Source organism: Streptomyces atroolivaceus (genome assembly GCF_000717025.1).
Classification (GTDB): Bacteria; Actinomycetota; Actinomycetes; order Streptomycetales; family Streptomycetaceae; genus Streptomyces; species Streptomyces atroolivaceus.
Genome location: NZ_JNXG01000003.1, coordinates 221,223 through 236,289 on the forward strand (window position 1 = coordinate 221,223; position 15,067 = coordinate 236,289).

The 15,067-nt window shown below is 70.5% G+C and carries 12 protein-coding genes and 2 tRNA genes; 4 read left to right on the forward strand and 10 right to left on the reverse strand.

The window, feature by feature from the left end:
• Positions 1-30 precede the first annotated feature (30 nt).
• The 3 genes from glxA to OO67_RS10145 form a co-directional block, all read right to left on the reverse strand.
• Complete coding sequence (gene glxA, locus OO67_RS10135) at positions 31-1,965, reverse strand: radical copper oxidase GlxA (protein ID WP_033299061.1); 1,935 nt, start codon at positions 1,963-1,965, stop codon at positions 31-33.
• Positions 1,962-3,881, reverse strand: coding sequence for a glycosyltransferase family 2 protein (locus tag OO67_RS10140; protein ID WP_033299463.1), 1,920 nt, complete (start codon positions 3,879-3,881; stop codon positions 1,962-1,964). The genes glxA and OO67_RS10140 overlap by 4 nt, the downstream gene beginning before the upstream one ends.
• 320 nt (positions 3,882-4,201) lie before the next feature.
• A tRNA-Lys gene (locus OO67_RS10145) sits at positions 4,202-4,275 on the reverse strand.
• 168 nt (positions 4,276-4,443) lie between these two features.
• Here OO67_RS10145 and OO67_RS10150 point away from each other — a divergent pair.
• The 3 genes from OO67_RS10150 (at position 4,444) to OO67_RS10160 (ending at position 8,425) form a co-directional block, all read left to right on the forward strand.
• Positions 4,444-5,742 carry a peptidoglycan-binding protein gene (locus OO67_RS10150; protein ID WP_033299062.1) on the forward strand — a complete coding sequence of 433 codons (1,299 nt, stop codon included), beginning with the start codon at positions 4,444-4,446 and terminating at the stop codon, positions 5,740-5,742.
• A 37-nt stretch (positions 5,743-5,779) separates the two neighbouring features.
• Entirely contained in the window at positions 5,780-7,666 is a 1,887-nt protein-coding gene (locus OO67_RS10155; RefSeq protein ID WP_033299063.1) for an SPFH domain-containing protein, read from the forward strand.
• A gap of 168 nt (positions 7,667-7,834) precedes the next feature.
• Positions 7,835-8,425, forward strand: a complete 591-nt coding sequence (locus OO67_RS10160) for a lytic polysaccharide monooxygenase auxiliary activity family 9 protein (RefSeq protein WP_033299064.1) — start codon at positions 7,835-7,837, stop codon at positions 8,423-8,425.
• Between the two features lie 64 nt (positions 8,426-8,489).
• Here OO67_RS10160 and OO67_RS10165 read toward each other — a convergent pair.
• The 7 genes from OO67_RS10165 to OO67_RS10195 all read right to left on the reverse strand — a co-directional run bounded on the left by OO67_RS10165 (position 8,490) and on the right by OO67_RS10195 (position 13,990).
• Positions 8,490-8,563: transfer RNA gene (locus OO67_RS10165), tRNA-Lys, on the reverse strand.
• Positions 8,564-8,761: 198 nt separating this feature from the next.
• On the reverse strand, positions 8,762-9,520 hold the full coding sequence (locus OO67_RS10170; RefSeq protein WP_033299065.1) for an IclR family transcriptional regulator: 759 nt from the start codon (positions 9,518-9,520) through the stop codon (positions 8,762-8,764).
• Positions 9,521-9,695: 175 nt separating this feature from the next.
• Positions 9,696-10,529: an ectoine/hydroxyectoine ABC transporter ATP-binding protein EhuA gene (ehuA, locus tag OO67_RS10175; RefSeq protein ID WP_033299066.1), complete on the reverse strand. Its 834-nt coding sequence runs from the start codon at positions 10,527-10,529 to the stop codon at positions 9,696-9,698.
• A complete protein-coding gene (gene ehuD, locus OO67_RS10180) occupies positions 10,519-11,160 on the reverse strand; it encodes an ectoine/hydroxyectoine ABC transporter permease subunit EhuD (RefSeq protein ID WP_033299068.1) in 642 nt (213 codons plus the stop codon). The genes ehuA and ehuD overlap by 11 nt, the downstream gene beginning before the upstream one ends.
• A complete protein-coding gene (gene ehuC, locus OO67_RS10185) occupies positions 11,157-11,891 on the reverse strand; it encodes an ectoine/hydroxyectoine ABC transporter permease subunit EhuC (protein ID WP_033299070.1) in 735 nt (244 codons plus the stop codon). The genes ehuD and ehuC overlap by 4 nt, the downstream gene beginning before the upstream one ends.
• Positions 11,892-11,910: 19 nt before the next feature.
• Entirely contained in the window at positions 11,911-12,813 is a 903-nt protein-coding gene (gene ehuB, locus OO67_RS10190; RefSeq protein WP_033299072.1) for an ectoine/hydroxyectoine ABC transporter substrate-binding protein EhuB, read from the reverse strand.
• 217 nt (positions 12,814-13,030) lie between these two features.
• Positions 13,031-13,990: a D-2-hydroxyacid dehydrogenase gene (locus OO67_RS10195; protein WP_033299074.1), complete on the reverse strand. Its 960-nt coding sequence runs from the start codon at positions 13,988-13,990 to the stop codon at positions 13,031-13,033.
• Positions 13,991-14,174: 184 nt separating this feature from the next.
• On the opposite strand from OO67_RS10195, the gene OO67_RS10200 reads away from it, so the two are divergent.
• Positions 14,175-14,939 carry a maleate cis-trans isomerase family protein gene (locus tag OO67_RS10200; protein WP_033299075.1) on the forward strand — a complete coding sequence of 255 codons (765 nt, stop codon included), beginning with the start codon at positions 14,175-14,177 and terminating at the stop codon, positions 14,937-14,939.
• Positions 14,940-15,067 lie beyond the last annotated feature (128 nt).

The window sequence follows — 15,067 nt, forward strand, 5'->3', positions numbered from 1 at the left end:
AGCGCGGGCCGGCCCCGGCCGGCGTCCTCGTCAGGGGATCTCCACCCACATGCCCTCGGACGGCGTGCCGTCCGCGTCGGTGACGAAGAGCATGTACCAGCCGGACGGGACCAGCGCCCGGTTCTCCGGGACGGTCACGGTGATGCCGTCGGCGGACTTCTTCAGGTCGAGGGCGATCGACCGCTGGTCGGTGTCCGTGACGTGTGTGACCGCGCTCGGGCGCATCAGCTTCGCCGAGGTGATCGACGAGGCGTGCCGGGTCGTGAACAGCCCCGTCCCGCCACGGGAGATGCGCCCCGGCCCCGCGGTCAGTTCCGGGCGCCCGTCGCGGTACAGGTACGGCGGTGTGTAGATCTCGATGCGCTGGTCGAACGTGCCGGGCCGGGTGTTGGCCTTGTCCGAGTACAGCGGGTCGGAGCCGAAGATCATGACCCGGCCGTCGGGCAGGAGCACGGACCCCGAGTGGTAGTTGCGGCCCACCGCCGGGTCCGCGACCCGCTGGTAGGCGTCCGCCTTCGCGTCGTACAGCCTGGCCTGAAGGAGGTCCGAACCACCGCGTCCCCGGTAGTCGCTGGAGCCTCCGGTGACCAGCAGGGAGTCGTCCGGGAGGAGGGAGGCGCTCGGATAGCGGGTGCCCTCGGAGAGGCCGGCGCCGTCCGTGAAGCGCGGGTCCTCCTCGGTCAGGTCGACCAGCCGGGACTTCTCGCTGGACTTCTCCGACTCACCGACCCCGCCCCCGCCGATCACCATGTACTTCTCGTCCTGGGCGGGGGCCAGCCGCACGGTCGCCGAGGTCTCCATCTTGTCCGGGTCGCTGAGCCCGGGGATCTTCTCGAAGGTGTTGGACTCCAGGTCCCAGACGCCCGGGTCGCGGCCCACGTCGGCGGGGCCGTAACCGGAGTTGGAGCCGGAGTAGAAGAGCTTGCCGTTGTTCATGAGGAAGACGGCGGGATAGGTGGGGAACTTCCGGACGACGCCGGTGTACTCCCACGTCTTGGTCTCGGGGTCGTAGATCTCGTCCTTGCCGGGCACGATCTGGCCGATCTCGTCCAGGCCGGACAGGGAGAGGACCTTGCCGTCCTCCAGGGTGGTGAGCGTCGGGTACCAGCGCGCCTCGTTCATCGGGTCGACGCTGATGTACTTCTCGGCCACCGGGTCGAACTCGTAGGCGTCCTTGATGCCCTGGAAGTCCTTCTTGTCGAGGGCGAGCTTCTGTGCGATCCCGTAGACGTCGCGGGTGTCGGAGCCGGAGAGGCCCGAGATCCGGTAGTTGTCCTCGGTGCCCGTCTCGTACTCCGTCCCGGACTTCTGCGCCTCGACGTAGATCCGGCCGAGCCCCGGTTCGTTCCGCAGATACGCGCCGGTCTCCTTGTCGAAGACCTTGGTCGCCTTCTCGACCAGCACCGGGTCCTTGGAGACGAACGTCTTTCCGTTGTCCTTGCCGGTGAAGCGGGTGCCCGCGGGGACGGTGACCGGCTTGTCCGGGTTCTCGTTGTGGACGATCATCAGGCCGCCGGCCTTGGTGACGTCGCCTTCGAGCTTCTCGTACCGTTTCGTGCCGCCGGCTATGAGGAGCTTCCCGTCGGGGAGCTGGGTGTGCCCGGCGCAGAACATGTCCTCGGGCGTCGGGATGTTCTTCCAGGTGTTCTCCTCCGGGTCCCACAGCACCGAGCGGAAGCTCTTCGCGTCGAAGTTCTTCTGGTCGTTGCCGGAGCCGGCGACGAGCAGCACCTTGCCGGTGTGCAGCAGTGCGGCGTGGATCGTGTTGATGCGGAACTCGGCGGGGACGTCGAGGAAGTCCCAGTGGCCGTTCTCCGCCTTGTAATCCGGCTGGTTGATGGCGTATTCGTGGTAGCGCTCGGTGCTGAAGCGGTACAGCCACGGCCCGTTCGCCCCCGCGAGCGCCAGAACCACCGCCGTACCGATCGCCAGGCGGCGGGTACGGCGGCTCGGACGGTACTTCATCTGTTACGGCTCCCCAGGGCGATCTGCATGGTGTCTTCGTTTCCCGCCCACGAGGGTTCGGGCTGCGGCACGGTCCCGGGTGCGGGCGCCGGTGCGGACGCTCGTCGCCGGCGGCGCTTCTTCCGCTCGGCGCGGACCGTGTACCGCCAGCCGAAGAGCGGCGCGGCGGTGATCAGCAGTGCCAGGCAGGCCCAGGTGAGCATCGCCGGGTGGCTGTGTCCGAGGACGAGGGACGCGGCGATCGAACCGCCGAAGACCAGGATGAAGAAGAGGTGGATGCGGAAGGTGCCGAAGAGGGTGTCCGGGCTGGACGAGTCACCCTTGGGCGTCACCACGAACGAGCTCTTGCGGCGCAGCACCGCGTCCATCAGGGAGCGGGCGTAGATCGGCGCGGAGAGCGCGGACATCACCATGCCGGCGAGACCGCCGGAGCCCTCGGGCTCGTGCGGCGAGACGTTGTGGCGGCGGTTCCAGACGTACAGGCCGATCTGGAGCGCCGAGGCGTTGCCGTACAGCATCATCCAGATCACCGGGTCGATCTGGACACCGGAGGCTCCCATGCCGAGGAACAGGGCGCAGCTCAGGGCGGCGAGGATCCAGTTCATGGCCGACATCGGATAGAAGATGATCATCATCGTGTAGTTGAAGAGCTTGCCCGCCGGGAGCGAGAACCAGCCCTTCCAGTACTGCTTGAGGATCGTCTCGTACGTGCCCCGGGACCAGCGCAGCTGCTGGGTGAAGAAGTCGGTCCACGCGGTCGGTCCCTCGCCGACGGCCAGGACGTCGGGGGTGTAGACCGAGCGCCACTTCCTGCCGGTCAGCGGGTTGCGGTGGCGGTGGATCTCGAAGCCGGTGGCCATGTCCTCGGTGATCGAGTCGTAGAGGCCGCCGATCTGCTTGAGCGCCGAGATCCGTACGGCGTTGCTCGTGCCGACGAACATCGGGGAGCCGTAGCGGTTGCCCGCACGCTGGATCAGGGCGTGGAAGAGGAACTGCTGGGACTCGGCGGCCTTCGTGACGAAGGTGTCGTAGTTGCCGTAGACCTGCGGGCCGATGACGAAGCCGATGTCCGGGTCACGGAAGTAACCGAGCATCCGCTCCAGGTAGTTGGGCAGCGGGACGTGATCGGTGTCGACCGAGGCGAAGAAGTCGTACGCGTCACCGTGGGCGTCGAGCCAGGCGTTGTAGTTGCCGTGCTTCGTCTTCGCCCGGTGCGGACCCTTGGCCTGGTTCCAGTGGGCGACGCCCTTGCGGGAGAAGTGGTGCACGCCGAGCCGGGCGCAGACCTCCCTCACGGCGGGGTCGTCGCCCTCGTCGAGGAGCCAGACGTGCATCAGCCCGCGGTGCCGGATCCGCACCGCGGCCTCCAGCGTCTTCGTCACCATCTCCAGGGGTTCCTTGCCCGGGACGAAGGAGGTGAGGAAGGCGACCCTCGTGCCGCTCTCCGGGATGACGGGGACCGGGTCGCGGGCCACCAGCGTGGCGTGCGCGTTGGACAGGACGTTCATCGTGCGGAAGAGCTCGATGAGGCCGATCGACACGAGCATCACGATGTCGAGGATCAGCAGCGTGTCGTTCTCGAGGTTCGGGTCGCGCTCCGTCCAGTGCGACGGCTGCATGAGCCACGCGAAGAGGCCCAGCGAGACGAGCGGCGCCGCGCCGAGCAGGAGGGCCGCGCGTATCCGGTGCGTCTCCTGCGAGAGGAGCGAGCGGTAGCGGACACGGTACGGCCGGCCGGGGTCGGGCTGGGTCAGAGGCCCGGCGAGCCGGCTGTAGTGCTCGTAGTCGTAGCGGGGCAGTGGCTTCTGCGGCTGCCGTCCCGCCCTCCCGCTCCTCAGTTGCGGAGGCAGTCGCAGCTGGACCGTCCGGGAGGGGTCATCGCTGTGCTGCCGGTCGCCTGGCGGCGTCGACGTCATGGTCATCCCCCCGCACGCAGGAACTCTGCGTGATGTTCACCTGTGCGTACGTGAGCGGGGTCCCCACCCCGCGAGAAAGCCGATCCCTGTCCCCCCGGCCCGGGGATCCTCGGATCCCTCGGACGACACCAGGTCAGGTTGTCCGAATCGCGGCGTGAACGCAAGGGCGAAACAGGCTGTTTACCCGTCATACGTGCGATTTGCGGGAATACCGTGAAGGAGGCGCACAGGGGTGACGAAAGGCGCCCGGGGGTACTTCCGCGCCGGGACGGACATGAGCGAGGCCCCCTCACACTCGGTGAGGGGGCCTCGCTGTTGCGTGCGCCGTCAGGGACTCGAACCCCGGACCCGCTGATTAAGAGTCAGCTGCTCTAACCAACTGAGCTAACGGCGCCTGCTGACCTGGAGAACTTTACCCGATGTGGGGGAGTGCTCCTGACCAATCCCCCGCCCGCCCGGCCTGTCGGATGGTCGTTTTTTCCCTTTAGTCCGTCACCATGGGCTCTGCCGGGAAAGTTTGGATACGGAAGATATGGACGGCTTCCGAGGGAAGAGGAGTCGCATGACTGTGCCGGTCTTCGAGGAGTACGCACCCACTGCCGACTGCGGCTGTCCGGGCTGCGCCCGACGTCGTCGTACGGTCGCCACGCTGCCCGTGCGCCACGGCGGGCGCCCCGGCGGGCACGGTGCACGGCGTGCGCTGGTGCTGGTCACCGCGGCGGGGGTCGTCCTGTCCTGCGGGGCGGGCCAGGCCGGCGCCACCGCCGCCGGAGGTGACACCCGTGCGCGCGCGGTGGTGGATCCGCAGCCGGTCACCCCGCAGGGCCCGGTGGGGCCCCTGAACGGTGCCGGAGACCCGGGGCCGGCGCCGGGCCGCGACACGGCGTCGCGCACGACGACCCGGGCCGAGATCGTCAGCCGCGCCCAGGCGTGGGTGACGGCGAAGGTCCCGTACGACATGACGGCGTACTGGTCGGACGGCTACCGGCAGGACTGCTCGGGCTTCGTGTCGATGGCGTGGGACCTCGGCACCAACGAGTGGACCGGCAGCCTCGCCGCCTTCGGGACGGAGATCGCCCGGGCCGACCTCCAGCCCGGCGACATCCTTCTCTTCCACAACCTGGCCGACCCCGCGGTGGGTTCGCACGTCACGGTCTTCGGCGGCTGGACCGACTCCACGCACAGCCACTACCTCGCGTACGAGCTGACCCGCCCGAGCGCGAGGAAGGCGACGACGCCGATGGCGTACTGGAGCAACTCCTCGAAGTACGTCGCCTACCGCTACAAGGGCGTCGTCACCGGCGCGGGCACGAGCGGGGGCGGCAGCGGCGCGGACACCGCGTTCCCCGGGGCCGGGGAGTTCGGTCCGGGTGCGGACAACGCGTACGTGACCCGGCTCGGGCAACTGCTCATCGCGCAGGGCGGCAAGCGCTTCTACCAGGAGGGTGCGGGACCGCGCTGGAGTGATGCGGACAGGCGGGCGACGCAGGCGTTCCAGCAGGCGCAGGGGTGGAAGGGCAAGGACGCGGACGGCGTCCCCGGCCCCGTCACCTGGAGCCTGCTGGTCAAGGGCACCGGGCACGGGATCCCCGCCGCCGGCTCCGGTGGCACCCCGGGCGGGACCGTGGCGTACCCGGGGCGGAGCCTCTTCCGGCCGGGGCAGGCCGACAGCCGCATCGAACGGCTCGGCGACCGGCTGGTGAGCAAGGGATACGGCGCGCACTACGTGACGGGTCCCGGCCCGCGCTGGACGGAGGCGGACCGCCGCAACATCGAGGCGTTCCAGCGCGCCCAGGGCTGGAGCGGGAGCGCGGCCGACGGATACCCGGGGCCGGAGACCTGGCGGCGGCTCTTCGCGTGACGGCTGAAGTGACGGAACGGACATGAAGGAGGCGGCAATGCGATCCATCGAGAACGTACGGGGCGAATGGGACGAGCTGGGCGAGCGGCACGTGCGGGTCGTCGTTCCGGGGCCCGGCCTCGGGGACGTGCCGGGAGAGGCACCGGGAGAGGTGCCGCCGGTGACGGAGGCGGGCGGGGCCGGGTTGCCGGGGCCCGGCAGGGAGCCGGATCCGGCCCCGGAGCGGGTGAGGGAGCCTGCCGGGGCCGCGGGGGACGGCGCGTCCGCCGTCACGCACGTGCCTCCTCCGGCAGACGTGCCCGCGGTGGTGTCCGCGCCTCCGGCGCCGCACACGCCCGCGGCGGTGCGGGAGTCCCCGCACGAGGCCTCCGTGGTGCGGGCGTCCTCGGCGGTGCGCGCGTCCGCGGGGGTGGAGGACGAGCACGTCCCCGCGGATCCGGAACCTGCCCTGGACGCCGTGGCCGGGGCAGGCGGGGTGGCGCCGGTGGACTGCGCGGTCGTGCCGGCGGCCCCGGATCCCGGCCCGTGTCCGGAGCCGGCGCACACCCCGTCGTCGCCGGCACAGGCCCTGGAGCCGGTGCCAGGTCTGCTGCCGGCCCCGGCACCCGCGCCGGATGCGGTCTCCGGCGTCGAGGAGGAGGCGGGGCCCGCCGCCGCGGAACGGGGGCGCGGGCCGGAGGGCGCGGCGCCGGATCTCCGGGAGCCCGTGTCCGGCGGAACCCGGGTGCCCGACACCCCCGACGACAAGCAGCACGCCCCGGTGACCCTCGCCGTCGGCGCCGCTGACCCGGCCGACTGGTGGGGTGCCGGGCGCCGGCGGCCCGTCATCTCCGCGGAGTCCACCGCTCCCGTCCCCCTGCTCTTCCGCGAGGACGGCGACGGCAGCAGGCCCGTCGGCACCGGCGACGGCACGGGCACCACCCCCGCGGGGGCGGGGGTCGCACGGCGGCACGGTGACCGCCGTCCGCCGCAGCCGCGCTCCCCCCAGGGGCAGCGGTCCGGCCGGCCCGCTCCCTTCGCCGACCCCCGGCTCCTGGAGCGGCCGGGCCCCGCACTGCCGGGCTGGGCCGCGCTGTTCACCGCGGCGGCGGGGACGGCTGCCGGAGTGGCCGTGCTGTGGTGGCAGGGCGCCCTGCCCGCCGCCGTGACGGGCCGGATCGGACTCGCGGCGCGCCCGTACGACGGCGTCGGTGCCGGGGCCTGGGCCCTGCTCGCACTGCTGGCGGCCGTGGTGCTGTTCGCGCTCCACGGCCTCGGGCGGGGCAGGGCCGGACACGCCTCCGTGCTGACGCTCTTCGGTGACTACCGCGGCAGCGTCCGGCGCACCGGCCTCCTCTGGATCTCGCCGCTCCTGCGGCGCCGCCGGGTCGACGTACGCCTGCGGCACTGGCGCAGTGAGCCGATGCCCGCCGTGGACGCGAGCGGCACGGCGCTGCGGGCCGTCGTCCTCGTGGTCTGGCGGGTGAAGGACACCGCGCGGGCCGCGCTCGGTGTGGCGGACCACGAGAGCTATCTGCGCGACCAGGTGGAGGCGGCGCTGGCCAGGGTGCTGTCGCAGCTGCCCGCCGACGCCTTCCACGAGGACACCCGCACCCTCCGCGACGCGGAGGCGGTGGGCGACGCGCTGACCCGCATGGTGAGGGCGGACTGCGTGTCCGTGGGCATCGAGGTGTACTCGGCGCAGCCGACCGGGATCGAGTACGCCCCCGAGGTAGCCGCCGCGATGCAGCGGTGCCGGGTGGCGGCCATCGACGCCAAGCACCGGGACGAGGTGCTGACCTCCGTGGTCGACGCGGTGGACGACACGGTGGGCCGGCTGACCGCGCGCGGCATCGTCGAGCTCGACGACTACGAACACAAGGCCCTGGTCAGGGACCTGACGGTGGCGTTCTACACCGGACGCGGCGGTCGGGAAGGGGCCTGACCGCCTCCGCTTGCACGGGGGCGTGCGCTGAAACCCGATCCACATTGGTCTGGACATGTTCATGCCGCGTCAATAATCTGGACTTGGTCTAGACCGCACGAGCGATGCGCGCAGTACAGCTCAGATCATCCCCAGAACCTCCCCCACGTTCTCGAGGAGCGACACAGCATGCGGAAAAGGGCAAGCGCGGCCGTCATCGGCCTGGCGATAGCGGGCGTCTCCATGTTCGCGACCGGCAGTGCCAGCAGCCACGGCTACACGGACTCCCCCATCAGCCGGCAGAAGCTCTGTGCCAACGGCACGGTCACCGGCTGCGGCAACATCCAGTGGGAGCCGCAGAGCGTCGAGGGGCCCAAGGGCTTCCCGGCGGCAGGACCGGCGGACGGCAAGATCTGCTCCGGCGGGAACGGCACCTTCGCCCAGCTCGACGACCCGCGCGGGGGCAACTGGCCCGCCACCAAGGTCACCGCGGGACAGGGCTACAGCTTCCGCTGGCAGTTCACTGCCCGGCACTCCACGAGCGACTTCCGCTACTACATCACCAAGAACGGCTGGGACTCCACCAAGCCGCTCACCAGGGCCGCACTGGAATCGCAGCCCTTCATGACGGTGCCGTACGGGAACCAGCAGCCCCCGGCGACTCTGACCCACCAGGGCTCGATGCCCACCCAGAAGTCGGGCAAGCACATCATCCTGGCGGTGTGGAACGTCGCCGACACCACCAACGCGTTCTACGCGTGCTCCGACGTGCAGTTCTGATCAGGCGCGGCACAACGCACAGTGGGCGGTCTCCTCGGAGGGAGACCGCCCACTGTGGTGTCCGTGCGCCGTCAGGGACTCGAACCCCGGACCCGCTGATTAAGAGTCAGCTGCTCTAACCAACTGAGCTAACGGCGCCTGTTGACGAGAAAAATAATACCTGGTCCCCAGGGGTGCTGATGACACGTGCCCACGGGAGGGCCGAGAGCGCCCTCCGGAACGTGCGGACCCGCCCCTGACCTGCGGGCCCGCACCGCTCATGTATACCGAGCGAGGCGTCCGCGTCGCCACCCCGTGGGTGGCGTGTGGCGCGGTACGGGCTCTATGGGGCGCGGCTCAGAGGGCCAGCGACAGCAGGACCGGTGCCGCGCGCCGGTTCAGCGTGGCGGCCGCGGCCCGGAGACGGTGCGCGTGCTCGATCGGCAGGGACAGGGCCAGGCATCCGGCGGACGAACCCGCCGTGAGCGGAACGGCCGCGCAGACCGTACCCACGGCGTACTCCTGGAGGTCGAGCACCGGCACCGTGGCCGGCTGGCTGTCCAGCTTCGAGAAGAGCACCTTCTCGCTCGTGATCGTCCGCGAGGTCAGCCGGGCGATCCGGTGCCGGGAGAGGTGATCGCGCCGGCCGTTCTGGTCGAGCTGCGTCAGCAGGCACTTGCCGATCGCGCTGGCGTGCGCCGCCGAGCGGAAGTCCACCCACTCGTTGACCGCGGGTGTGCGGGGTCCGTCGGCCATCTGTGTGACGCGGATCTCCCCGTCGACGTAGCGGCTGACGTAGACCGCCGCACCGACCGAGTCCCGCAGCTGCACCAGGGTCTGCTGGAGCTTCGCCTCCACGGCCCGCCTGCGCGCGGCCCCGGAACCGAGCTCGAGGAGCGAGGCGCCGATGACGTACGCCCCGTCGGTGATCTGCTCGACATAGCCCTCGCGGCGCAGCGTCAGCAGGAGCGGCGTGAGGTGCCCGGTGGGCAGGCCCGTCTCCCGGGAGATCTGCGCCTCGGTCACTCCGTTGCCGTGGGTGGACACGGACTCGAGAACACGCAGGGCGTACTGCACCGAATGGAACGGCGCCTTCGGCTCGGGCTTCAACGCCACGGCTCCCCCTCAGGGCTTCTACCAGGTTGTGACCGCAAGCTCACGACCCACGATAGTCGCCAAGTGGCTGAATGACAGGGGCTGTCGGGGAGTTGACGGTGCGCCCCGGCTCCGTCAGCTGGGGCGCACCCGCCTGGCATATGCCAGGGGCACGGGCGTTATGCCAAAGTCATGGTCACAGCACCGCGTTGAGGAACTCGCGCGTACGTTCGTGTTCGGGGTCGGTGAATATTTTTTCCGGGGTTCCGGACTCGACGACCCGCCCCGCGTCGAACATCAGGACTTTTTCCGACACGTCCCGGGCGAAGTTCATCTCGTGGGTCACGCAGAGCATCGTGATGTCGGTGGTTCTGGCGATGTCACCCAGCAGCTCGAGCACCCCCGCCACGAGCTCGGGGTCCAGCGCCGACGTCACCTCGTCGAGGAGCAGGATCTCCGGCTCCATCGCCAGCGCGCGGGCGATGGCCACGCGCTGCTGCTGACCGCCGGAGAGCTGGGAGGGGTGGGCGTCGGTCTTCCCGGAGAGCCCGACCAGGTCGAGCAGCTCACGGGCCCTGCCCTCCGCCAGTTCACGGTCCATGCCCAGGACGTTGACCGGGGCCTCGGTGATGTTCTGGAGCACCCTCATGTTCGGGAAGAGGTTGAACTGCTGGAAGACCATCCCGATCTTCTTCCGGGACTCCCGCAACTGCTTCTCGCCCGCGGGCCGCAACGAGCCGTCCGGCCCGCGCACATGGGACAGCGGTGAGCCGTCCACCCAGATCACGCCGTCGCTGACCTTCTCGAGCGTCATCAGCAGCCGCAGGATGGTGGTCTTGCCCGAGCCGCTCGGACCGATCAGCGTGACGTGCTCGCCGCGCCGCACGGTGAAGTCCAGCTCGTCCAGGACCACGTGGTCGCCGTAGCGCTTGACGACCTTGTCGAAGCGGACCAGCGGCTCCACGCCGGTCGTCCCGGTGACCGGAGCCCGGTCCGCGGGCTCCTTCAGGGGGGCAGAGTCAGTGGCCAAGGCGCTTCTCCAGCTTTCTCATCAGCAGCGAGGTGGGGTAGCTCGCGACCAGGAAGACCAGGCCCGCGAGCGTGAATGCCTCGGTGTACGCGAAGTGGTCGGCTCCGTACTTCCGGGCCTCGAAGACCATTTCCTGCACGGTGATCACGGCGAGGAACGGGGTCTCCTTGAACATCGAGATGGCGTAGTTGCCGAGGGCGGGCAGCACGTTGCGCACGGCCTGCGGCAGGATCACCGCCTGCCAGGTGCGCCGCGGGGACATCGAGAGGGCCCGGCAGGCCTCCCACTGCCCCTTGGGCACGCCGTCGATCCCGGCCCGGTACACCTCGGAGGTGTACGTGGCGTAGTGGACGCCCAGCACGACGATGCCGATGGTCAGGGGTTCCACCGAGGTGAAGACGGCCGCCGCGCCGACGAGCTGGACCAGCAGCGGGGTGGAGCGGATGAACTCCATCACCGCCTTCACGGGCACGGTCACGAAGCGGGACGGTGCCCGCCCGGCCACGGCGATCGCCAGGCCGAGCACCGCGGCCACGAGCGTGCCGAGCACGGTCGCGAGCAGCGTGACCCGGAATCCTTCGAGCAGCAGGGGAAGCGCTTCCCCGACGGCGTCCCAGTCGAACGTGGTCACCGGGCACCTCCGGCCGTCGGGGCGGGCTCCGCGCTGCGCGTCTTCAGCAGGCTCTTCCCGCCGGTGTGCAGGCCGAGCCGCCGCTTGGCGGTCCGCTCCAGCAGGTTCATCAGCAGGGTCAGCGCGTAGGCGAGGACGAAGTAGACGGCCAGCAGCGTCAGATAGGCGGTGAGGCTCTCACCCGTGCGGTCACGGATCGTCTGGATCACGGTCATCAGGTCGGCCGCGGAGAGGAGCCACAGCAGCGGCGTGCACTTCAGCAGCTGGATCAGCAGGTTGGTGAAGGACGGGATCATCTGGACCCAGGCCTGCGGCAGGATCACCTTCCGCATCCGGTGGAAGGGCGTCATGTTCAGCGCCACCGCCGCCTCGTACTGGGCGCGGGGAACGGAGTTGATCGCGCCCCGCACGACCTCGGAGCCGTAGGCCCCGTAGTTCAGGCCGAAGGCGACGACGCCGCAGAGGATCGGCGTCAGCTCGTAGCCCGTCAGCTGCGGCATCGCGTAGTAGAGCCAGAACAGCTGGATGTAGAGCGAGGTGCCGCGGAAGAACTCGACGACGGTCCGGGAGACCCCGCGCACCAGGAGCAGTCTGCTGCCGGCCGCCAGGCCGAGGGCGAACGACAGGAGCAGGGCGAGCAAGGAGCCCAGGACGGTGGCCTGGACGGTCACCCACAGGCCGGATCTGACCTGCGGGAACTCGTCGAGGAGGGTGGAGAAGAAGTCACTCATACGGTGTGCTCCGCCCTCGTCAGCCCTTGCACAGGCCGGCCGTCTTGAGCGTGGCCGGCGGAATCTCCGTGGCGCCGAATCCGTACTCCTTCAGCAGTTCCACGTAACGGGACCTGTCCGAGACGATCTTCTTGAGCTCGCGGTTGAAGGAGTCCCGCAGATCCTCGTTGCCCTGACGGAACACCGCGCCGCCCGGGGAGAACTGCTTCTTCCCGTCCAGCTCGGGGACGAAGGCCTCGGTGACCTCGGTGTCCGGGTTCGTCTTCGCGAGCCAGCGCAGTGAGATGCCGGTGAGCAGGAAGGCGTCGATCCGGCCGCCCTTGACGGCGTCCGCACCGTCCTGCGGCTTCTGCAGCGTCTTGATCTTTCCCTCCGCGATGCCCGCGCCTTCGGCGTACGAGCCCTCGACCGCACCGGACATCACGCCGATGGTGACGCCGGCGGCCTTCGCGGACGCCAGGTCGGTGAGCTTCTTCGGGTTGCCCTTCTTCACCATCAGGGCGGTGGGGGAGATGAACTCCGGTTCGGAGAAGAGGGCGTTGGCGCAGCGCTCGGGGGTGATGGCCATGCCCGCGCTGACCACGTCGTACTTGCCCGCCTGCAGGCCGGGGATGAGACCGTCCCACTCCGAGAGGGTGGGCTTCAGCTCGTCGACACCCAGTGCCTTGAATATCTCCCGGTGCAGGGTGGGGGCCTCGCCCTTGAGCTCCTTGCCCTCCATGTAGCCGTAGGGGGCCTCGTTGGCGTACGCGACCCTGACGAAGCCCTGCTTGCGGAGCTTGTCGAGCGCACCCTCACCGTCCGCGGCGCCGGCGTCGGTCTTGCTGCACGCGGAGAGCAGACCGGGGACGACGAGCAGACCTCCCACCGCGGCCGTGCGATTGAGGAAGCCCCGACGGGACAGGTGAGGGAAGTCAGCCATGTTCGCAATCTCCTGGAGAAATCGGGGTGTCGAACGGTCCGGACAGGGTGAGCACCTGCCCGATCCGGGGCACCTATGCAGCAAGCGCTGCCATGTAACCGAACAGTGGCCGGAGGGTGACCTTCCCGTGTCTCGTCATGGGCGGAGGGCGACGAGAGGTGTGCGGGGCGTGTTCCCCGCCGCGCGCCGGTTCATGACTGCTCGTCACGCCGCAGCGTCAGGACGGGACGTCCGGAGAGGGCGGGTAACCGCGGGCCATGTCCACCGCGTCGGGGAGGGGTTCTCCGGCGGCCCACCGCTCGTACATCGAAACGAACTGCTCGCCCAGCCGGTCCCGCCAGCCGGCCGTGTCCCCGCTCATGTGCGGGGAGACCAGCAGGCCGGGCACGTCCCACAGCGGGCTGGACGGACCGAGCGGTTCCTCCTGGAACACGTCGAGCGCCGCACCCGCGATCCAGCGCCTCCGCAGCGCGTCCGCGAGGTCCTCCTCGACGGTCAGCGGACCGCGCCCCACGTTGATGAAGTGGGCGGAGGGCTGGAGCAGCCCGAAGAAGCGGGCGTCGAACATCCCGCGCGTCTCTTCCGTCAGCGGTGCCGCGCAGACCACCCAGTCGGCACCGGCCGCCAGCCGGTCCAGGTCCTCGATGCCGTGGATCGTGCGCCGCGCCGTACGCCCCACGAGCGCGACCTGGACGCCGAGGCCGTGCAGCAGCCGCATGATCTCCCGGCCCACGGGACCCGCGCCGACGACCACCGCGCGGCTGCCGGCGAGCCCCCGCGTCTCCCGGTGGCGCCACCGTCGCTGCCGCTGGAGCTCCAGCGTGCGGGGGAGGTCCTTCGCGAAGGCGAGCACCAGCCCCGCGACGTACTCGGCGATCGGCAGCTCGAAGACGCCGCGGGCGTTGGTGACGACGGTGGGGGAGGCGGCCAGCTCGGGGCAGAGCAGCCGGTCCACCCCGGCGCTCGCCGTGTGCACCCAGCGGGGGCGGGGCCCGTCGCCGGGCCACGCCTCGCGGACGGCGTCGGAGGTGAAGTCCCAGACCAGCAGCACGTCCGCGTCGGCCAGCTGCCCGGCCAGCGTCCGCTCGTCGGCGTACCGGACGACGGCCCGGCCGGTCAGCCGGCCCAGGCGCGGTGACGGGTCGGTGTCCAGGACGAGGATCACGGGAGTGGTCATCAGGAATGACCACGCTCGCACCGGGGCACCCGCCCGTCAACAGGGCCTCCGCGCCGTGGGAGAAACCGCTGGTCACACCCGTTGCGGGCGACGATATGGGGCCATAAGGGGAATACTTGTCCCAGGTGGGGGCAGCGGTGACTGGAATGACGGCAGGGCATCCGGACGCACCGGAAGGATGGACATGACGACCGTTGGACTTCTCTACCCGGGCCACGCCGCGGAGGACGACTTCCCGCGGATCGAGGTCATGCTCGACAGCGACATCAGAGTGCCGCTCTTCCACACCGACATCGACGAGGACGCCCGCAGGGCCGAGAACCTGAGGGCGGCGGGCGCGCCCGACCGCCTGAACGCCGGTGTCGAGGAACTGCGGATGGCCGGCGCCGAATCGCTGGTCTGGGCCTGTTCGGGTGGCAGCTTCGCCTACGGCTGGGACGGAGCGCACGAGCAGGCGGCAGGGCTGGCCAGGGCCGCCGGGCTGCCCGCCTCCAGCACGTCCGTCGCCTTCGTCCACGCGGTACGCGAGCTCGGTGCCTCCCGGGTCGCGGTTGCCGCGACCTACTCCGAGGACATCGCCGCGCTGTTCGCGGGCTTCCTGCGGTCCGGAGGGGTCGAGGTGACCGCCACCCGGGGCAGCGGCATCATCACCGCGTCGGAGGCGGCCGCCGCGGACGTGGACCTCGTCAAGGAGCTGGCCGTGGCGGGGGACCACCCCGACGCCGAGGTGGTGCTGCTCCCCGACAACGCCCTGCACACCGCCGCGCACGTCCCCGAGCTGGAGGAACTCCTCGGCAAGCCGGTCCTCACGGCCAACCAGGTGGCGGTCTGGGAAGGGCTGCGGCTGGCCGAGCGCCGTATCTGGGCTCCCACCCTCGGCACCCTCTTCGCCACCCGCGAGCCGCCGCTGGGCGCGACCGAGCCGCGGGGTATCGAAGTGAGGGAGTAGGCGCGTGAGGGAGTAGGCGCCCCGGAGCCGACCGGCCGCGGGCACGCGTTCCGGCCGGTCCGGTACGTCCTGACGGGCCGGTCCGGGTTCCGGGCGGCCGGTGGCAGGCTCCGGACCGGCCGCTCCCG